This is a genomic window from Pseudoduganella sp. HUAS MS19 (genome assembly GCF_053615455.1).
In genome coordinates, this window is the sequence record NZ_CM132133.1 from 799,927 (window position 1) to 819,818 (window position 19,892).

General features: G+C 64.9%; 11 protein-coding genes. 7 read left to right on the forward strand and 4 right to left on the reverse strand.

The genetic code is table 11. From position 1 onward, the window contains the following. Positions 1-51 precede the first annotated feature (51 nt). The 4 genes from ACWBU6_RS03710 to ACWBU6_RS03725 are packed head-to-tail and all read left to right on the forward strand — an operon-like array spanning position 52 to position 1,988. On the forward strand, positions 52-522 hold the full coding sequence (locus ACWBU6_RS03710; RefSeq protein WP_452647522.1) for a cupin domain-containing protein: 471 nt from the start codon (positions 52-54) through the stop codon (positions 520-522). Beyond that, the gene (locus ACWBU6_RS03715; protein ID WP_452647523.1) at positions 519-1,166 is read left to right on the forward strand and encodes a DUF3703 domain-containing protein; all 648 of its coding nucleotides are present in this window, start codon (positions 519-521) and stop codon (positions 1,164-1,166) included. The genes ACWBU6_RS03710 and ACWBU6_RS03715 overlap by 4 nt, the downstream gene beginning before the upstream one ends. Then, positions 1,163-1,561, forward strand: a complete 399-nt coding sequence (locus ACWBU6_RS03720; RefSeq protein WP_452647524.1) for a hypothetical protein — start codon at positions 1,163-1,165, stop codon at positions 1,559-1,561. Before ACWBU6_RS03715 ends, ACWBU6_RS03720 begins: the two co-directional genes overlap by 4 nt. Before the next feature lie 4 nt (positions 1,562-1,565). Then, positions 1,566-1,988, forward strand: coding sequence for a hypothetical protein (locus tag ACWBU6_RS03725; RefSeq protein WP_452647525.1), 423 nt, complete (start codon positions 1,566-1,568; stop codon positions 1,986-1,988). A 3-nt stretch (positions 1,989-1,991) separates the two neighbouring features. Here ACWBU6_RS03725 and ACWBU6_RS03730 read toward each other — a convergent pair whose 3' ends face one another. After that, entirely contained in the window at positions 1,992-4,214 is a 2,223-nt protein-coding gene (locus ACWBU6_RS03730; protein WP_452647526.1) for a DUF1631 family protein, read from the reverse strand. Positions 4,215-4,334: 120 nt separating this feature from the next. Between ACWBU6_RS03730 and ACWBU6_RS03735 the strand changes: the two genes are divergently transcribed. Then, positions 4,335-4,937 carry a TIGR02281 family clan AA aspartic protease gene (locus tag ACWBU6_RS03735; protein ID WP_452647527.1) on the forward strand — a complete coding sequence of 201 codons (603 nt, stop codon included), beginning with the start codon at positions 4,335-4,337 and terminating at the stop codon, positions 4,935-4,937. On the opposite strand, the gene ACWBU6_RS03740 is transcribed toward ACWBU6_RS03735, so the two are convergent. Both ACWBU6_RS03740 and ACWBU6_RS03745 read right to left on the reverse strand, forming a co-directional pair. Further along, a complete protein-coding gene (locus ACWBU6_RS03740) occupies positions 4,879-6,069 on the reverse strand; it encodes an HPP family protein (protein ID WP_452647528.1) in 1,191 nt (396 codons plus the stop codon). The genes ACWBU6_RS03735 and ACWBU6_RS03740 overlap by 59 nt on opposite strands. Before the next feature lie 31 nt (positions 6,070-6,100). Next, positions 6,101-6,586 carry an Lrp/AsnC family transcriptional regulator gene (locus ACWBU6_RS03745; protein WP_452647529.1) on the reverse strand — a complete coding sequence of 162 codons (486 nt, stop codon included), beginning with the start codon at positions 6,584-6,586 and terminating at the stop codon, positions 6,101-6,103. 100 nt (positions 6,587-6,686) lie between these two features. Between ACWBU6_RS03745 and ACWBU6_RS03750 the strand changes: the two genes are divergently transcribed. Further along, on the forward strand, positions 6,687-8,648 hold the full coding sequence (locus tag ACWBU6_RS03750; protein ID WP_452647530.1) for an aminotransferase class V-fold PLP-dependent enzyme: 1,962 nt from the start codon (positions 6,687-6,689) through the stop codon (positions 8,646-8,648). A 164-nt stretch (positions 8,649-8,812) separates the two neighbouring features. On the opposite strand, the gene ACWBU6_RS03755 is transcribed toward ACWBU6_RS03750, so the two are convergent. Beyond that, entirely contained in the window at positions 8,813-10,966 is a 2,154-nt protein-coding gene (locus tag ACWBU6_RS03755; protein WP_452647531.1) for a TonB-dependent receptor plug domain-containing protein, read from the reverse strand. Positions 10,967-11,323: 357 nt separating this feature from the next. On the opposite strand from ACWBU6_RS03755, the gene ACWBU6_RS03760 reads away from it, so the two are divergent. Further along, entirely contained in the window at positions 11,324-19,885 is an 8,562-nt protein-coding gene (locus tag ACWBU6_RS03760; protein WP_452647532.1) for a GH36-type glycosyl hydrolase domain-containing protein, read from the forward strand. The last annotated feature ends 7 nt before the right edge of the window (positions 19,886-19,892 follow it).

Consider the following 19,892-nt stretch of genomic DNA (forward strand, 5'->3'; position numbering starts at 1 on the left):
AGGCCGCTGCTACAATGTTGCAAGATCGCTAAACACGAGGGGGAAAGCCGCATGTCGTATCCGCACATCGTTCGTAAGGCCGCCGCACAGGAAGCGGAAGGCACGTTCTCGCATCCGTGGAATCCCGATTCCGAGATCAGCGGCGCGCAACTGTCGCGCATGGCGGGCTTGAAGCGCACGGGCGTCAGCATCGGCCGCCTCAAGCCCGGCAAGGAGTCGTTCGCCTACCACCTGCACCATAACGAGGAGGAGTGGGTCTATATCCTCTCGGGGCGCGGTATTGCCCATATCGACGGCGAGGACTATGAACTGGAGCCGGGCGACTTTGTCGGCTTCCCCGCGCCATCCAAGGCGCACCAGATGATCAACCGCGGCACTGAGGACCTGGTCTACCTGATGGGCGGGGAGAACCTGGCAAGCGAAGTGGCGGACTTCCCGGCGCTCGACCGCCGCATGGTGCGCACCGGCGACAAGATCAAGGTCTACAAACTGTCGGAAGGCAAAGACTTCGGTCCGCTATGAGCTTCGATTGGGAGATCGCAGCAGCGCGCAGCCATATGGCGGGGGGCAAACTGAATGCGGCTATGGCGCACCTTGAACGCGCCCACGTGATCGGCCAACAGCAGGTGTGGCCGCATGTCCTGACACATTGGCTGATGCTGAGGGTGGAGCTGCAGCGTGGCCGTGCGGCTGCGGCATTCGGCCAGTTGCTGCGCATCGTATTGGGCGCGCTGGGGTCCGCGCTCGGCCTGGTCCCGACCGGGAATACGGGCGGCAGCGATATCGGCATGTTCAAGCGGATGCCCATCCCTGACGAACTGCAGGCAGCCAGCGAAGCGCAGCCGCGCAACCCGCTTGCCGATGCGGCATTCATGGCCTGGTTCGCCGTGTTGATGATGGCGCTAGCCATGGCGTGGCCGGAAAGCCGGCACCTGGCCGCCCCAGAGCGCTATTCGCTTGGCATCGGCTGGCCGGTAATGTTTTCCACACTGTTGTTGGCAGTACTGCTCTCCGCGCCGCGCCTGGTCCCACGGTACCGCGTGATGGCGAGCAAGCTGCTGTCCATCGGGCTGCTGGCTTATTGCTGCTTCTCCCTCGCCAGTGCCCCGGCATTGCTACTGGTGCTTGTGACCGGTAGGATCTTCCTGGGAGCGAAGAAAAAATGAGAAGAATCCTGGCACTGATGGCTATCGTGGCAACATTGGCCGGATGCGCAGCACCGCCGGTGCAGCACGGCTGCGTGGCTGAGAAATTCGAAAGCTTCCTGCCGCGCTATATGAGCGATCGCCAGTTCGCCACGGCGCGCACGGTGTTTCCGCTTGAATCCCTGGCGACGCTGGATCAAAAGAAAACCCTGGTAACGCGCGAGGAGTTTGCCGCCTCATCCCTGATCGCCGATACGATCAAGGCCGACCACCTCTCGCGCAGGCAGCTTGCAACGCCGGGCGGAATGGAACTGAACGTCTTCCGGCCCGACTCCGATTCGCTGATCTATTTCTACCGCTTCCGCCAGCAGGACGGCTGCTGGTACCTGTGGCAATTCGAAGATTCATCACTGTGAAAATATGCTGAGCAAGCGCGCAATGTTCTATATGTTGTTGGCGGGCGCCGTGTTAGGCGGCATGTGGTATTCGACGCGGTTGCTGCCGTCGCTCGCCAAGGGCGTGCAAACCATGCGCAAGGGCTGCGCGGCCAAAGCGCCTGAATCGTTCGACGCCTTCCTGGCGCGCTACCAGTCGGACCGCATGTTCGCCAACGCGCGCACCACAGACCCGCTGGAGAAAGTACTTAACGGCCTTGACGGCCCGGCCATGAGCAAGGTGCCGCGCACCGAATACCGCAGCCAGGAGCTGCTGGGCGATATGGTGAAGAAGCACGGCATGGCCGTAAGGCAGGAGGCCGGCAACATGGAGGTTGAAGCCGGTCCCGTCACCTACCGTTTCCGCCTGCAGGGCGGTTGCTGGGAGCTGTGGCAGGCCGAGTCGTGATCGCTACGCAGCGTCGAGCGACTCCGCGCCCGTCATCAGCGATTCCACCGCGCGCTCGAACAGCGGCGAGTATTCCACCGGCCGCAGGCTGCCATCGCGCATGGCGGCGAGCATGGCAGCGCGCGAGTACACCAGCGGCGTGGCATGGTCCGGCGCCGTGAACAGGAAGCCTGCATTGCGGGCAGCGACGGCGCCGAGGCGCAGCGGCACATACTTGTCGCCAGACAGCAGTTCGAAACCATTGCCCGCCTGCGCCCACTGCAGCCATTCGTCTTCGTAGCTCGTTACCGGGGCCAGTGCCGGGTCGGGCTGCACCGTGGCCAGGATGCCATGCAGCGCGAATTCGGCACTGAACTGGGCCTGGGCCGGCAAGGCATCCGCATGCGTTGCAGCCATCAGGCCTGGCTGGCCCGGATCGATGGCAGCGAAGCGCTCGCGCAGTCCCGCCACGTTCAGGCGCGGCGTGGTAGGCATCGGCATATTGTTGGACAGTACATCCATGTGCAGCGACACCAGCTGGTCCAGCGCTGCCTGCGCATCCGCTTCCTTCATGCCGATCGTTGCCAGGCCGGCACGCAGTTCGCGGCCAAGGGCCGGCAGCATCTTCATCAGCACCGCGCGTTCTTCCGGCAGGATCTTTTCCTGGGCACTCCACACCAGCTCCGGCAGCAGCTTGCCGTAGTCCGGCTGGCGGCCGTAAGTATGCACCATGACCTGGGCCCAGGTGCCGGTGATGAAGTCCATCATGCGGCGGTCGACGTTGACCGATTCGAGCTGGCCGCGCAAGGTGTCGGCCAGGGCAGCCACGAACGGCGCCACCTTCACCGCGCGTTCGAAAGCCGGCATCGCACGCTGCACGACCGGGTCGTGTTCGCGCAGCTGGGCTGCCAGGAAACTGTCCAGTTCCAGGCAGGCATCGGCGAACACGGAAGGGTCATGTTCGTACAGCTGCAATACCTGGTTGACCAGTCGCTCCACCTCGCCCTGCAACGGCTGCATCAGCGGCGAATCGGCGCCGATGCCGGCGGCGGCACTGCCAATGCGGTCCAGCAGGTGGCGCGCCGGCAGGTGGGCGCCTTGCAGTACAGCCAAATCTTTCAGTGCCGCGCGCAGGAAGGGGGCGTGCAGCCGGCTCAGTTGTACGCGGATGCCTTTCGGCAGCTGGTCGTCATTCAGGATGAATTCGAACAGCAAGCCGACCAGTTCCACCACGATGCGCTCCGAACCGTGCGGCAGGTTGGCCATCCGCTCGAGCAGGGCCAGGGGCGGCTGCGGCCCGCTGCCGGCATGTTCGCGCTGGAGCTGGCGCAAGGCGCTATCGAGTTGCGCGCGCAGCGTGTTTTGCTGCTGCGGGGCGCTGCGCCGTGCGCCGGACGGATTGAAGATGCTGAAGACCAGCTCCTGCAGTTCCGGCTTGGACGGCGTGTTTGCTTGTCCTTGCAGGATGCTCGGCGGTGAATCCTGCCGGATCTCCTGCTGCACCGCGCCCAGGCGCGCTACGCGCTGGCGCATGGCGGCGTCGACGTCCGCCTGGCCGGTCGCGGCACGCTGCCAGGCCAGGCGCTCCTGCTCCAGCCGGTTCAGCGCCGAGGGGCGCGCCACCAGGCGCGAACGGATGCCGCGCGACTCGAACACTTCGCGCAGGCGGGTGTAGAAGTCGCCCAGCTCCGCCGTCATGGCTTGCGACAGGGTGTCGAACAGCAGCTTGCTTTGCGCTTCGTCTGCCACCATGGCATGCAGCGCGTCGTACAGGGAGCGCGCCAGCAGGTAAGGGCGGAACGGGTTCTCCCGCTCGCGCACCTCGCTGTCGCCGTGCATCTGGGCGATGATCAGGTTCAGGTGACCCAGGCTCAGTTCGTCGGCGTCGCGCAGCTTCAGCAGCAGGCGCTCGACTTCGATCTGGCGCGTCACCACTTCATCGTCGATCAGGGTCAGGGTGTCGGCGCGGAAGTTGTGCAGGCCGGTACGCAGGTCGGTGTGCATGGTCTGCATGGCGCGCGCCAGCAGGCCGGCATAAGAGCGTTCCATGCGCGCGCGCATGGCGGCCCCCTGCTCGCGCAGGAAGACGCGGCATGCCCCGGCAAGGCGCTGTTCCGTCGGCGGCGCTGTGCGCAGGGCTTCCCCCAGAACTGCGTCGGCCTGGTCGGTCATCCGTTTGCACAATGTCGCAAAACCGGTTTGCGCTTCTTCGAGGGCGAGTGCAAGCACCCTTTTCAACGTTTGCATATGCCTAGATTCTATCGAAATGTTGCACCGAAGAGTCAACAATTTAACGGTCGAAAGTGTGTCAAAATGCAATTTTGACCGGAGTTTCCTGCAATGCGTATCGCGCTAGTTGCTGCTTTAATGTTAACCGCAGTGTCGGCCCAGGCCGATGTGAGCCTGGTGGGCACCCTGAAAGAGCGGGCCCTGTTGTCGGTCAACGGCGGCGCCCCACGCACTTATCCGGTTGGCGCCACGCTGCCTGATGGTAGCAGACTGGTGGGCGTGACGTCCGGCGAAGCCACCATTGAAGAAGGCGGCAAGCGCTACACGATACGTCTCGGCGAATTCGCGGCGTCCAAATCAAATAGTGGCGGCAATTCGATGGTGCTGTCGCCCGATCCCAATGGCCACTATTCCGTCACCGGCGAAATCAATGGCTTTCCTGTCAACATGATGCTCGATACCGGCGCCACGCTGGTGTCGATTCCGGCCGCACTGGCAGGCAAAATGGGCATCGACTACAAGAACAAGGGGCGCCGCGCCTTCACCCAGACGGCAGCCGGCACGGCGCCGGTCTGGATCGTGAAGCTGGACAAGGTGAGGGTCGGCGAGTTCGAATTTTCCAACGTCGATGGCTCGATCAACGAAGCCGGCCTGGGTGTCATCCTGCTTGGCAACTCCGTGCTCAAGCGGCTTGATATGAAGACGGAGTCCGGCCTTCTGACGCTGACAAAGCGTTTCTAGCATACAGCGCCGCCACCACGTCCGACTGGGTCACGATGCCGGCAAAGCGGTCTTCGTGATCGAGGACGGGAATGTGGTGGAAGCCGGAATCGGCCATTAGCGGCACCAGTTCGGTAATCGGCGTGTCGACGCTGGCCGTGCGCGGATGTCTGACCATGATCTGGCCGACCACTTCGGGCTTTTCCGAATGCGTCGTGCCGGAGGGACGCAGGAAGTCGCGCAACTGGCGGCGCATGCCGTGGTAATCATCCAGTCCGCCATGGGTCATGAAATCGCTGGTGGTGACGATGCCGATCACGCGCCGCACGCGATTCAATACCGGCACTGCTGCAATGCGGTGCTTGCGCATTTCGCGCCAGGCATCGGCCAGGGGCGTTGCAAATTCCGCCGTCACGGCATCCTTGGACATGATGTCGCCGCAAGTGATGATGCCCAAACGGCGCTGGTAGGCGCGCATCTGCGTTTTCAGGAACAGTTCTTCCAGGTCGTCGCGGCTGATATCGAGCTCCTGGTTGTACTGGCGCAGCACGGCGTCCAGGTCTTCCGGCTGGAAGCCGAAACGCACGGTCGGTACCTCGTCTTTCGTCGCATGCGGGTTCGGGTGCGCCAGTTGCTGGCTGTGTGGGTAGCGGCGCCCGGTCAGGTTGTTGTAGACGATCGCCGCGAGCACGATCAGCACGCAGTCCAGCAGCACCGGTCCCAAAGGCAGGCGGTAACCCATGGCATGGACTGCCGGGCCGCCGATCACCATCATCAGCGCCGTGGCGCCGCCGGGCGGATGCAGGCAGCGCAGCGCGAACATGGCGGCAATTGCCAGCGGAGTGGCCAGGGCCGCCGCCATCGGGCCGGGGCCGAGGAACTGCACGCAGGCCACGCCCATCAAGCCGGACACCACATTGCCGCCAATGACCGCCCACGGCTGCGCCATCGGGCTGGCCGGAAGACAGAACAGCAGCACGGAAGAAGCGCCGATCGGCGCCACCAGCCACATCGCATTGTCGCCCAACAGGTAGTGGGCGGCAAAGCTGGTTATCAAAAGGCCAAGCAAGGCGCCGGCACTGGCACGCAAGCGCTGGCGCTGGCTGGTATTGCTGCGGGCGGGAAGCAGGGAAAGAAGCGCGGATTTCAGCATCCGGCCATTATCCCACGCTTGCCAGCTACTCTCAGCCACCCGCCCCGTGCGACACCAGGTCAAGCGGCAGGCTGGTGGTGTACTTGATCTGCTCCATCGAAAAGGCCGATGAAACGCCGGTCAGCTGCGCGGCCTTGATCAGCTTCTTGTAAAAACGGTCATACCCTTCGATATCGGTGGTGACTACTTTCAAGAGGTAGTCGATATCGCCGCTCATGCGGTGGAACTCTTGCACTTCCGGCAACGCCACCACGGCGGCTGCGAACTTCGCCAGCCACTTCTCATCGTGCTGGCTGGTGCGCACGCTGACGAACACGGTCACCGGCAAGCCCGCCTTGCGGCGGTTGACGATCGCCACCCGGCGGTCGAAATATCCATCTTCCTCCAGCCGTTTCAGGCGCTTCCAGCATGGCGTGGTCGAAAGTCCAACTTTCTCCGCCAGCTCGGCCACTGAGAGCGTGCCGTCGACCTGCAATGCTCCAAGAATCGCGTAGTCGTAGCGGTCGAGATCATTCATTTTTATTTATATCGATATTTGGAATGCTTATTCTACATTAAGGCCTGTTTGAGGTAATTTTGGAATGGCTGATTCACAAGCAGTTCGTAAACTATTGAGTATGAGCAAAGAAATCTACCTCGACGGGAATGCCACCACCTGCGTGCTGCCGGCCGCCATCGACGCGGCAGTGCAAACCATGCGCGAGTGTTTCGGTAATCCCAGCAGCACTCACGCCACCGGCCTCAAGGCCAAGGCCATGATGGACACCGTGCGCCAGCGCGCCAAACGCCTGCTGGGCGTGGGCAGCGGCCGCATCATGTTCAACAGCGGCGCCACGGAAGGCATCCAGACTGCCGTGCTGTCGGCCCTGTGTGCGCTGCGCGAACGGCGCGCGCGCGGTGAATTGATCGGCAGCCTGCTGCTCTACGGCGCCACCGAGCACAAGGCGGTGCCGGAAGCACTGGCGCACTGGAACCGTTTGCTGGGCCTGGGCCTCGAATTGAAAAAGCTGCCGGTCGACGGCGATGGCCGCCACGACCTGGCCGCGCTGCGCGCGCTGGCGCCGCAAGCGGCATTCGTCTGCACCATGGCGGCCAATAATGAAACCGGCGTGGTATCCGACCTGGCCGGCATTGGCGCGACGCTAACAGGCAGCAAGGCGCTGTGGATGGTCGACTGCGTGCAAGGCCTCGGCAAGCTGCCGCTGGACCTGGGCAACACCCGCATCGATTACGCGCCGTTCTCCGGCCACAAGCTGTATGCGCCAAAAGGCATCGGCATGTTGTATGTACGCGATGGCGCGCCCTATACCCCGCTGGTGATGGGCGGCGGCCAGGAAGCAGGCCTGCGCTCCGGTACTGAAAACATGGCCGGAATTGCAGCGCTGGGCGCCGTATTGGCCGCGCTGGAAGAGGGCGGCACCTTCCGCTCGCCGACCGAGTTGCATGGCTTCCGCGAACAGCTGGCCGCCAGCCTGCGCGTGGCCTTCCCCGGCATCGTCTTCAATGCACCGTTCGACAAGGCGCTGCCGACCACCCTGAATTTCTCCGTGCCCGGTTTGTCGAGCAAGGAACTGCTGGATGTGTTCGACGCCGCCAACGTGCGCGTCAGCGCCGGCAGCGCATGCTCCGCCGCCAAGGCAGCACCGAGCTATGTGCTGGACGCGATGGGCTTGCCGGCCTGGCGCAGCAGCAGCGCGGTGCGCATGTCCTTCGGCCCGCTGGCCAGCCAAGACATCATCAGCGAAGCTTGCGCGCGCATCGAGCGCTGCGGCATGGCCCTGCGCGCCGCCGGCTTGCTGGATGCGCCGGGTGCCACGGCAAACGCCCCGGAAGGCGTGCTGCAACTGAGCCTGGGCGGCAGCCATACCTGGCTGCTGCTCGATGCTCCTACCCGCCAATGCATCGTAATCGACCACCAGGACGAACTGGCCGAACGCATCGACAGCTTGCTACTCAGCCACGGTTACCGGATCGCCGCGCGCTTCAGCACGCAAGGCGGCGCCGCGTGGCCGGCCGACAGCGAGAGCCTGGCGTTCGGTGCGCACAAGTTGCGCCGCGTGGCGCTGGGTTCCGGCCGACACGCCTACCTGCTTTGCAGCGGCGACAAAGTCCACTATGCCTTTACCGGGTTAGTGCCGTTTTCCGCACTGGAAGGCAAGTTCCCGGACGATGCGTTGCTGTGCGCCGGCCGAGAAGAATTGAACGCCTGTTGCACCAGCTTGCGCGCGGAGGCGCAAAGCGGCGCTGCCGGCACAGACCTGAACATGGACAGCATTACCCTGGCGCGCCTGCTGGAAACGCAGCCGCAGGCAGTGCTGGTGGACGTGCGTGAGGTGTACGAGCAGGCCGCCTGCATTCCTGGCGGCCGCGCGACGCAGAGCGTCCCACTGAGCCGGCTGGCGGCGTTCGTGCCAGGCTGGCTCGATGCCGCAGAACGGCCGCCGCTGGTGTTCTTCTGCCGCAGCGGAAACCGTAGCGCCAAAGCGGCGCAATGCCTGCGCCGGCTCGGCTATCGAAACGCTTTCAGCCTGGGTGGAGGAATTGCCCTGGCATCGCCAGCCCTGGCCCTGGCTGCATGATTTTGTGAGGTTGTATCCTGCTTGCGGCGGCCGTTGGCCGCCGTTTTTTTCGGAGAAGTCGGCGCCATGCCGGATTGTCGCCGCATTTGCATGCGGGCGGCGCCATGAGTTTGTCTTGACCCGTGGCACGAAAAAGAACGGCGACCAGCCGGCCGCCGACTTCCTTACAGCTTCATCTCCAGCATCGCGCGGAACAGGACGCTGGTCGGCGTGATGGTGGTGTCGCTACGTCTTCCGGTGGCCTCAATGTAGGAGGACTGCGCCAGGTTGTCCTGGTGCAGCATGTTTGAGGCAGAAAGGCGCAGTTGCGTCTTCGGAGTGAACTTCCACAAGCCATACAGGTCCAGCGCGCGCTTTGGCACCGAATAGGCGTACTGCCGCTCCGAGATGCGTACTGCGCCGCCGCCCTGGTAGCTGTACGAGCCGCCGAGTGTCAGCGGCAGCTTGTCCAGCTTCCAGTCCGCGCCGACCGTACCGCTGACCGGCACTTGCTGGTCCAGGCGGTTGTTCGGGCCTGGCACGGTGTCCAGCTTCGACCAGCTGCGCGTCAGATTGGCGCGTAGCTCGACGCCCGGCGCTTCCTTCATGATCGAGCGCAGCGGCAGCTTGGCTTCCAGCTCGATGCCGTAAGTGTTGGCGCTGCCGGCATTGACCGGGCGCGCGACCCATACGCCGTCGACCAGGTCGACGCGGCGGCGCGTGATGTCTTCGATGCGGCGCGCGTAAGTGCTGGCCGACAGCAGGCCGCCGCCTTCGCCGAGATAATGCTCGAACGCCAGATCCAGGCCCCAGGCCAGCTCCGGCTTCAGGTCCGGGTTGCCCATGGAATCCGGCGAAGTCGAGCTGTTGTTGTTGGAGGTGAAGCGGCGCGGGACCAGGTCGCCTACGGCCGGCGCCTTGTAGGTGCGGCTCAGCCCGAAACGCAGCTGGTCCTTCTTCTTGTCGCCCAGTTTGTACAGGGTCTGGAACAGAGGACTCAATACGCTGGAGTTGTTGTCGATGCTGCCGTAGTCGGTGCCGGTGTTCTGGATGTTCACGCCTTCCCAGCGCAGGCCAAAGTAGACGGACCAGCGGTCGGTCACATTCCATTCGTCCTGTGCGTAGGCGGCAAGGCGGGTCACGTTGGCGGAATAGACTTCATCAAGGTTCTGCGGCGCGGTGCCGGTTGGTGCGCGCAGGAATTGCTCGCGCTGGATACGGTCCTCATCGCGCTTGCTGTAGCCGATATCCCAGCCGGTCGCCAGCGCGTGGCCAGGGATCAGCGGGCTGGAATATTTGCCGGTGCTGGTGAACCCCTTGTCGGTGGACTCGGAAGTCACGCTGCGGGCACGCTCGAACAGCGCGCCGGTTTGCAGGTTCGGCGCCCTTACGTTGCGGTGGTTGTAGTTCAGGCCCGCCTTCATATCCAGCCTCGCGCCATCGGCCAGCGGGCGCGCCCAGCTCAGGTCCGTGCGCAACAATTCCATATCGGCCTTGATAGCCTGGTCCAGGGCGCTGAACATCGGCTGCTCGCCGTACCCGGTGCTGATGCGTTCCTTGTTGGCGGCACGGAAGCGGTTGAGCGCGAGAAAGCTCTGCGAGGTGATCACGTCGCCGGGCTTGATCGCATAGTTGATGCGCGGTGCCAGGTTGATGTTGCGGAAATAGCCGTCGCTGCTGGTTTCGCCCCGGCGCAGCAGGGGCGTGCTTCCGGCGGCTTCGGTGATCGAACGGCTTGGACGATCGAAGTCGCCGTGCAGGAAGCCGCCGCCGATCGAGTACGACCATGGCCCTTTGCGGCCCGACATTTGCAGGTTGGCGCTGGCGCCGGGTTGGCCGTTGTCCGATTGCAGGCCGGCCTTGATTTCGGCCTGCGCGGTGGAAATGGCTTTCTTGAGCACGATGTTGATGCCGCCGGCAATCGCCTGGGTGCTGAACTCGGCGGTGGCGGCGCGCATGACCTCGATGCGCTCGATCATGTCCGGCGTCAGCGAATCGAGCGAGAAGCCCGGTGGCGCCGGTTCGCCGTTCAACATGATCGAGGTGTAGCCGCTGCCCAGGCCACGCATGCGGATATTGCCGCCGCGGCCTTGCACGCCGTCCAGGGTGATGCCGGGCAGGCGCTTGAGTACTTCGCCGATGCTGGTGTCGCCGTTCTTCAGGATCTCTTCTTGCGTCACGACGATCTTGGTGGCGGTATCGTTGCGGCGGATATCCATGGCCGCGCTGCCCTTGATTTCCACTGTGGGCGTCGCTTTGTCGGCGGCGGCTTGATCCTGGGCGTAAGCAGCGTTCAAGGCTTGCGCGATCAGGATGAGAGGGAATGCGATTTTCTTCATGCAAATGGCGATGGCTTTTGAGAAACACAGCAGCATACACTGCCGGCCTCCGACCGGCAGGAAATGCGGATTTTCAGTGGTAGGGTTAGCAAAAAAACTCGCGCTCTTTCTGGTGCGAAATAGCGGGTGTGAAATGCGCTGATCTGTAACGGACCCATATGTACGCTAGCGAACAGTCGCATGTCGTGCGCCCGCCTAACATTGCTTGGAACATACTGCCGGTCTGCGCGGCAGTTCTAAGAATAAGTGTGAGGCCCACCCTTGAAAGAGAACCCTTTTTTATGGCCGGCCGCAAGTGCCGGGTTCAAGGAATCTGAATCGGGGTCCCTGCCCAAGGGGACCGGTGAGGAAGATGATTTGCCACTGCGCGGTGAGCTGTTCAGCGCGCAACAGATGGAGCAGCATGGCCGAGCGCTGGCTGCGAGCCATGAGCTCAGCAAGCGCGGCGGCGGCGACCGCCTGCTGGCACGGCTGAGCGAGAACGAAGCACTGATCGGCTCCACCTGCGAAGGCTTGACCGAGGCGGTCAAGGAGGGCCGCCAGATCACGCCCGCTTCCGAGTGGCTGCTCGATAATTTCTACCTGATTGAAGACCAGATCCGCACCGCGCGGCGCCACCTGCCCAAGGACTACAGCAAGGAGCTGCCGCGCCTGGCCAAAGGCGCGCCGGAAGGCACGCCGCGCGTCTATCAGATCGCGCTGGAGATCATCGCCCATGGCGACGGCCGCGTTGATCCGGAAAGCCTGAGCCGCTTCGTCGAAGCCTACCAGGAAGTGGCAACGCTGAAGCTGGGCGAGCTGTGGGCCATCCCGATCATGCTGCGCCTGGCGCTGATCGAGAACCTGCGCCGCGTGGCGGCGCGCGTGGCGGAGAACCGCTTCCAGCGCGACCTGGCGAACAGTTGGGCCGACCAGATGGTGGAAATCGCCGACAAGAATCCGAGTGGCCTGATCCTGCTGGTGGCCGACATGGCGCGCTCCGAACCGCCCATCACCAGCGGCTTCGTGGCCGAACTGGCGCGCCGCTTGCAGGGCCAGAGCCCGGTCCTGACGCTGGCACTCAACTGGATCACCTATCGCCTGGCCGAATCGGGCCAGACCATCGAGCAGCAGATCCAGGCGGAAATCCAGCTGCAGGCGGCGGAGCAGGTGTCGATCGCCAACAGCATCGGCAGCCTGCGCTTCCTCGGCACCATGGACTGGCAAGAATTCGTCGAGACCATGAGCGTGGTGGAACAGGCTTTGCGCCAGGACCCCGCCGGTACCTATCCAGATATGGACTTTTCCACGCGTGACCAGTACCGCCACAGCGTTGAGCGCATGGCGCGCTATTCGCGCGCGACGGAAGCGGAAGTGGCGCAGCAGGCACTCGAACTGGCGCGCACGCGCGCCGCCGACCATGACGCGCGCTTGCATCATGTCGGCTATTACCTGGTGGGTGACGGCATGCTGCTGATGGAGCGCCAGGTCGGCGTGCGCTTGCCACCGCTGCGCTCACTGAAGCGCACCATGCGCACCGCGCCGCTGCTGTCCTATCTCGGGGCGATTGGCGCCTTGTCCGTGATTGCTACCGCACTGATGCTGGAGCGCGCCTGGCGCGATGGCGTGCAGCCATGGGCGCTGCTGGCATTGGGCCTCCTCGGCCTGATGGGCAGCAGCCAGCTCGCGCTGGCCCTGGTCAATTGGGTTGCCACCCTGTTCGTCGAACCGAAGCCCTTGCCGCGTATGGATTTCCGCAATGGCATTCCGCCGGATGCGCGCAGCATGGTGGTGGTGCCGGCCTTGCTGTTCAGCCGGGAAAACGTCGATGAACTGTGCGAGCAGCTGGAGGTGCGCTTCCTTGCCAACCGCGATCCCAACCTGCGCTTTTGCCTGTTGACCGACTTCGCCGACGCGCAGGAGCAGACGCTGCCGGCCGACGCCGCCCTGACCGAACGCGTTGCCGCCAACATCGCGCGCCTGAACCTGAAATACACGGAGCAGGGCGCGCCTGCGCCATTCCTGCTGCTGCATCGCGCGCGCCGCTGGAACGCTGCGCAGCGGGCCTGGATGGGCGAGGAGCGCAAGCGCGGCAAGCTGTCGGACCTGAACCGCTTCATGCGCGGCGGTGCGCAGGATGCGTTCTCGTTGATCGTCGGCGATATCGAAGACCTGCCGTCCTTTAAGTACGTGATCACGCTCGATAGCGATACGCAGTTGCCGCGCGATGCGGCGCGCCAGTTTGTCGCAACGATGCGCCACCCGCTCAACCTGCCGCGCATCGACCAGCGCCTGCGGCGGGTGGTGGCCGGCTATGGCATCCTGCAACCGCGCGTGGCCGTGAGCCTGCCGAGCGAAGACGCGTCGCGTTACGAAAAGCTGTGCGGCGGCGAGCCTGGCATCGACCCGTATACCCGCACCGTCAGCGACGTCTACCAGGATGTCTTCGCCGAAGGTTCGTTCATCGGCAAGGGCATCTATGATGTCGACGTGTTCGAAGAAGTGCTGGGCCAGCGCTTCCCCGACAACCGCATCCTGAGCCACGACCTGCTGGAAGGTTGCTACCTGCGCGCCGGCCTGCTGAGCGACGCGCAGCTTTATGAACATTACCCGGCGCGCTATCGCGATGACGTCAGCCGGCGCCAGCGCTGGATACGCGGCGACTGGCAACTGCTGCCGTGGCTGATGCGGCGCGTGCCGCTGGCTGGCGGCAAGCATGAAAGCAATCCGCTGTCCGCGCTGTCGCGCTGGAAGCTGTTCGACAACTTGCGCCGCAGCCTGGTGGCGCCGGTGCTGACGCTGTCGCTGCTGATGGCCTTTGCGGCATTGCCGCACCCGTGGTTTTGGGCGCTGGCCGTGCTGGCAATCATTTTCCTGCCGCCGCTGGTGAGCGCCGTCTACGACGTGCTGCGCAAGCCGGACGATACCCTGTGGAGCCAGCATGTGCCGGCTTCGCTGCGCCGCAGCGGCATGCAGTTTGCGCATGCCTTGCTGACGCTGATATTCCTGCCTTATGAAGCTTATGTCAGCCTGGATGCCATCGTGCGCACCGGCTGGCGTCTTCTGGTGTCGCGGCGCCGCCTGTTGGAGTGGCGCGCGTCGGGCCTGTCGCGCTCCGGCACCAGCCTGGCCAGCAACTGGCGCACCATGTGGGTCGCCCCGTTGCTGGCGCTGGCCGTGGGCGCCGGCCTGGCCGTGCTGCGTCCGCAGGCATTCCAGGCGGCGCTGATCTTCGTCGCGGCCTGGTTCGCCTCGCCGCTGGTGGCCTGGTGGATCAGCCTTCCCATTGCGCGCGTGCAGCGCGCGTTGAAGGAAGACCAGAACCTGTTCCTGCACAAGCTGTCGCGCAAGACCTGGTTGTGGTTCGAAACCTTCGTCGGTCCGGAAGACAACTGGCTGCCGCCGGATAATATGCAGGAGCATCCGACCCAGGTAGTGGCGCACCGCACCTCGCCCACCAATATGGGCATGGCGCTGCTGGCCAACCTGACCGCCTACGATTTCGGCTATATCACTGGCGGCCAGCTTGCCGCCCGCACGGCCAGCACGCTGGACAGCATGTCCCAGCTCGAGCGCCACCAGGGGCACTTCTACAACTGGTACGACACCCAGTCGATGAAGCCGCTGCATCCGATCTATATCTCCACCGTGGACAGCGGCAACCTGGCGGGACACCTGCTCACGCTGCAGGCGGGCCTGGTGGGCATCGCCGAACAGCCGATCGTGCACCCGAACCTGGCGCAGGGCCTGGCCACCACCTGCGCCCTGGTGCGTGAAGCCGCCGCTTCGGCCGGCAGCGTGGCGGCAGAAGCGCTGGCGGTGCTGGAGGCGGCCATTGCGGCCCCGCCGGCCGCCTATCCGCCCAGCTTGCGGCAGCAGCGCGCCTGGCTGGTGCGCGCATGCGAAGGCTCCGAGCGATTCCTGCGCCAGGCCTCGGTCCCGCTCGACCCGCAAGTTGCGGCATGGGCAGAAGCGCTGCATGCACAGTGCCGCAGCATGCTGGACGAACTGGATGGCTTCGCGCCCTGGATCACGGCGCAAACCGAGGCGCAATACGACACCACGCTCGATCGCGTGCCGACCCTGCGCGAACTGGCAAGCTGGCCATTGCCCGGCGCGGCGCTGAGCGACCTGGCGCCGGACGAGCGCGAACGCCAGCAGCAACTGGCCGCGCTGGTGGAGCAGGGTGCGGCGCGCGCGCGCGAACGGCTCGACATGCTGAACCGCCTGTCGCACCAAGCCAATGAATTTGCCCAGTGCGAGTACGGCTTCCTGTTCAACCCGACCACCAAGCTGCTGGCCATCGGCTATAACCTGAGCGAACGGCGGCTCGATGCAAGCTGCTACGACCTGCTGGCCTCCGAAGTGCGGCTGGCCAGCTTCGTCGCCATCGCGCAGGGGCAGTTGCCGCAGGAGCACTGGTTCGCCATGGGGCGCCAGCTTTGCATCGTGCACGGACAGCCCGTGCTGCTGTCGTGGAGCGGCTCGATGTTCGAATACCTGATGCCGCTGCTGGTGATGCCGACCTACCCGAGCACTTTGCTGGACCAGACTTACCAGTCGGTGGTGGCGGCGCAAGTGGAATACGCCCGCCAGCGCAATGTGCCCTGGGGCATTTCCGAGTCGGGCTACAACACGACTGACGCGGCGCTGAACTACCAGTACCGAGCCTTCGGCGTGCCGGGCATTGGCCTGAAGCGCGGTTTGGCGGAAGACCTGGTGGTGGCGCCGTACGCCACCATGCTGGGCCTGATGGTCGATCCGGATAGCTCCTGCCAGAACCTGCAGAAAATGGCGGCGCTGGGCTTCATGGGCCGCTACGGCTTCTATGAGGCGATCGATTACACGGCGGCGCGCCTGCCGCGCGGCCAGCAATTTGCCATCATCAAATCCTTCATGGTGCACCACCAGGGCATGGGCTTACTGGCGCTGAGCTATGTGCTGAACGACCGGCCGATGCAGCGCCGCTTCGAATCCGACCCGCTGCTGCAATCGACCCTGCTGGTGCTGCAGGAGCGCAGCCCGCGCATCGGGGCCTTCCATTCGGCCAGCGCGGAGCAGGCTTCGGTGCGCAGCACGGTGCCTGACCAGGCGGCGCCGATGCGTATTCTGAGCCAGCACACGCCGCCGGTGCCGGAAACCCAGCTGCTGTCGAACGGACGCTATCACGTCATGGTGAGCAGCGCGGGCGGCAGCTACAGCCGCTGGAACAACCTGGCCGTGACGCGCTGGCGCGAAGACAGCACGCGCGACAACTGGGGCCAGTTCTGCTACGTGCAGGACGTGGAGGACGGTGCGTTCTGGTCCACCACCTACCAGCCGACCCAGGCCGAGCCCAAGCGGCTGGAAGTGATCTTCTCCGAAGGCCGTGCCGAATTCCGCCGCAGCGACAACGAGATCGAGCTGTACACGGAAATCGTGGTGTCGCCGGAAGACGATATCGAGATGCGCCGCACGCGCATCTCCAACCATTCCGAGCGGCGCCGCATCATCGAGATCACCAGCTTCGGGGAAGTGGTAATGGCGCCGGCGCCGGCCGACAACGCGCACCAGGCGTTCAGCAAGCTGTTCGTGCAGACCGAGATCGTGGAGGACGAAAGCGCCATCCTGTGCACGCGCCGCCCGCGCGGCAAGGACGAGAAGACGCCTTATCTGCTGCATGTGATGACGGTGCATGACGCACAGGTGCAGCATGTATCGTATGAAACCGACCGTGCGCGCTTCATCGGCCGCGGCAACACTGCGCAACTGCCGCTGGCATTGAAAGAGCCGGGGCCGCTGTCCGGCAGCGAGGGATCGGTGCTCGATCCGGTGGTGGCGATCCGCTACCGCATCGCGCTTGAACCGGGACAGGTGTCGGTGATCGACGTCGTGACCGGCATGACCGATACGCGCGATGCAGCCCAGTACCTGATCGACAAATACCAGGACCGCCACATGGCGGACCGCGTGTTCGAACTGGCGTGGACGCACAGCCAGGTGGTGCTGCGCCAGTTGAACGCCAGCGAGGCCGAGGCCCAGCTCTACGCACGCCTGGCCAACCACGTGATCTACCCGAATGCCGCCCTGCGCGCCGACCCCGGCATCCTGGTGCGCAACCAGCGTGGCCAGTCCGGCCTGTGGGCCTATGCAATATCCGGCGACTTGCCGATCGTGCTGATGGAAATCCGCGACGCCGCCAATATCGAACTGGCGCGGCAGCTGGTGCAGGCGCATGCCTACTGGCGCCTGAAAGGACTGGTGGTGGATCTGGTGATCTGGTACGAGGACCGATCCGGCTACCGCCAGGCGCTGCACGACCAGATCATGGGGTTGATCGCATCCGGCCTGGACGCGCATACCATCGACCGGCCGGGCGGCATCTTCGTGCGCCCGACCGAGAGCATTGCGCCAGAAGACCGCGTGCTGCTGCAGACGGTGGCGCGCGCCGTGCTGAGCGATGAGCGCGGCACGCTGGCCGATCAGTTGAAACGCGGCGTGGCGCCGACACTGCGCATGCCGCCGCTGATGGCGGAGGGGCGCGCCGAGCCGGCGGTGCGGGAACACCAGGCCACGGCAGGGGTGCCCCTGCCCGATGACCTGATCCTGGTGAACGGCCTGGGCGGCTTCACCCCGGACGGCAAGGAATATGTGATTGCCACCGGCGCCGGCAAGCGCACGCCGCTGCCTTGGTCGAATGTGATCGCCAACGCCCAGTTCGGCAGCGTGGTGTCGGAAAGCGGCCAGGCCTATACCTGGCAGGAGAACGCGCATGAATTCCGCCTGACGCCGTGGCATAACGATCCAGTGTCGGACCTGAGCGGCGAGGCGTTCTACCTGCGCGACGAGCAGACCGGCCGCTTCTGGTCGCCATGCGCCTTGCCGGCGCCGGGCGCGGGCAGCTACCTGACGCGGCACGGCTTTGGCTACTCCTCCTTCGAATATGCCGAAACCGGCATCAACAGCCGCATGACCACCTTCGTGGCGCTGGATGCGCCAGTGCGCTACACGGTGATCCGCGTGCGCAACGATTCCGACGTGGCGCGCAAGCTGTCGGTGACCGGGTATGTGGAATGGGTGTTGGGCGACATGCGTTCCAAGTCGGGCATGCATATCGTGACCGAGATCGATCCGGTGACCGGTGCGCTGTTCGCGCGCAATGCCTACAACACCGAATTCTCCGGCCGCGTGGCCTTCTTCAATGCCGACGCGTCAGTGCGTACGGTGACGTGCGACCGCACCGAGTTCGTCGGCCGCAACGGCAGCCTGGCGCGGCCGGCCGCGCTGCGCCGGGTGCGGCTGTCCGGCAAGGCCGGCGCGGGGCTGGATGCCTGCGCCGCCATCCAGGCGCCGTTCGAGCTGCAGCCAGGCCAGGAACGCGAGATCGTCTTCGTGCTGGGCATGGGTGGGCGCCGCAATGCCGACGCCGCCAATGTCGTGCAGCGGCATGGCGGGCGCGGTGCGGCCCTGCAGGCGCTGGGCGAAGTCCATGCGCACTGGGACAAGGTGCTGGGCGCGGTGCAGGTACAGACACCGGAGCCGGAGCTCGACGTGCTGGCCAATGGCTGGCTGATGTACCAGACCATCGCCTGCCGCATGTGGGCGCGCAGCGGCTACTATCAGAGCGGCGGGGCGTTTGGCTTCCGCGACCAGCTGCAGGATGCCATGGCAATGGTGCACACGCGGCCCGATATCCTGCGCGAGCATTTGATCCTGTGTGCGGCGCACCAGTTCGTCGAAGGCGACGTGCAGCACTGGTGGCACCCGCCCTCCGACCGCGGCGTGCGCACGCACTGCTCGGACGACTACCTGTGGCTGCCGCTCGCAGCATGGCGCTACGTATCGAGTACGGGCGACATGTCGGTGCTGGACGAGCAGGCGCATTACCTGGAAGGCCGGCCGGTGCAGCCGGAAGAGGACTCCTATTACGACATGCCGAGCCGCTCGGCGCATGCCGGCGACCTGTACGAACACTGCGTGCGGGCCATCCGCAACGGCCTGCGGTTTGGCGGGCACGGCTTGCCGCTGATCGGTTCCTGCGACTGGAACGACGGCATGGACAAGGTAGGCGAGCATGGCAAGGGCGAGAGCGTATGGCTGGCCTGGTTCCTGATCGAAGTGCTGCAGCGCTTTGCCGAAGTGGCGGAAAAGCGCGACGACGCATCGTTCGCCGGCGAATGCCGCGAGCAAGCCAGGACGCTGGCCGCCAATATCGAAGCCAACGCCTGGGATGGCCAGTGGTACCGCCGCGCCTACTTCGACGACGGCACACCGCTCGGCTCCGCCCAGAACGAAGAGTGCCAGATCGACTCGATCTCGCAAAGCTGGGGCGTGCTGACCGGCGCCGCCGACCAAGCGCGCGTGGCAGGGGCGATGCAGCAGGTACAGGCGCGGCTGGTGCGGCGCGACTTCGGCCTGATCCAGCTGCTCGACCCGCCGTTCGACAAGGCCGACCTGAATCCCGGCTACATCCGCGGCTACGTGCCGGGGGTGCGGGAAAACGGCGGGCAGTACACCCACGCAGCGATCTGGACCGTGATGGCCTTTGCGCGGCTGGGCGACGTCGAACGGGCCTGGGAGCTGATGCGCATGATCAACCCGGTACGGCACGGCGCCAGTGCCGAAACCTGCGCGCGCTACAAGGTCGAACCGTACGTGGTGACGGCCGACGTGTACGCCGTCGAACCGCATGTGGGCCGCGGCGGCTGGAGCTGGTACACCGGCTCTTCCGGCTGGATGTACCGCCTGCTGCTGGAATCCCTGCTCGGCCTGACGCGCCAGGCCGACAAGCTGCTGCTGGCCCCGCGCCTGCCTGCCGCCTGGCCAGGCTTCACGCTGCACTACCGCTACGGCAGCAGCACCTACATCCTGCGCATCACCCGCGGCGAAGCCCCCGCCTCGCCGACGGAGATCGCCCTGGTCGACGATGGCACCACCTATGAAATAGACGTCAAGGTGTAATTTGAAA

Bases quoted from the DNA above. Each gene is read 5' to 3' on its own strand.
- ACWBU6_RS03725 (WP_452647525.1), top strand. From the start codon at position 1,566: ATGCTGAGCAAGCGCGCAATGTTCTATATGTTGTTGGCGGGCGCCGTG.
- ACWBU6_RS03720 (WP_452647524.1), top strand. From the start codon at position 1,163: ATGAGAAGAATCCTGGCACTGATGGCTATCGTGGCAACATTGGCCGGA.
- ACWBU6_RS03735 (WP_452647527.1), top strand. From the start codon at position 4,335: ATGTTAACCGCAGTGTCGGCCCAGGCCGATGTGAGCCTGGTGGGCACC.
- ACWBU6_RS03745 (WP_452647529.1), bottom strand. From the start codon at position 6,586: ATGAATGATCTCGACCGCTACGACTACGCGATTCTTGGAGCATTGCAG.
- ACWBU6_RS03740 (WP_452647528.1), bottom strand. From the start codon at position 6,069: ATGCTGAAATCCGCGCTTCTTTCCCTGCTTCCCGCCCGCAGCAATACC.
- ACWBU6_RS03750 (WP_452647530.1), top strand. From the start codon at position 6,687: ATGAGCAAAGAAATCTACCTCGACGGGAATGCCACCACCTGCGTGCTG.
- ACWBU6_RS03715 (WP_452647523.1), top strand. From the start codon at position 519: ATGAGCTTCGATTGGGAGATCGCAGCAGCGCGCAGCCATATGGCGGGG.
- ACWBU6_RS03755 (WP_452647531.1), bottom strand. From the start codon at position 10,966: ATGAAGAAAATCGCATTCCCTCTCATCCTGATCGCGCAAGCCTTGAAC.
- ACWBU6_RS03710 (WP_452647522.1), top strand. From the start codon at position 52: ATGTCGTATCCGCACATCGTTCGTAAGGCCGCCGCACAGGAAGCGGAA.
- ACWBU6_RS03730 (WP_452647526.1), bottom strand. From the start codon at position 4,214: ATGCAAACGTTGAAAAGGGTGCTTGCACTCGCCCTCGAAGAAGCGCAA.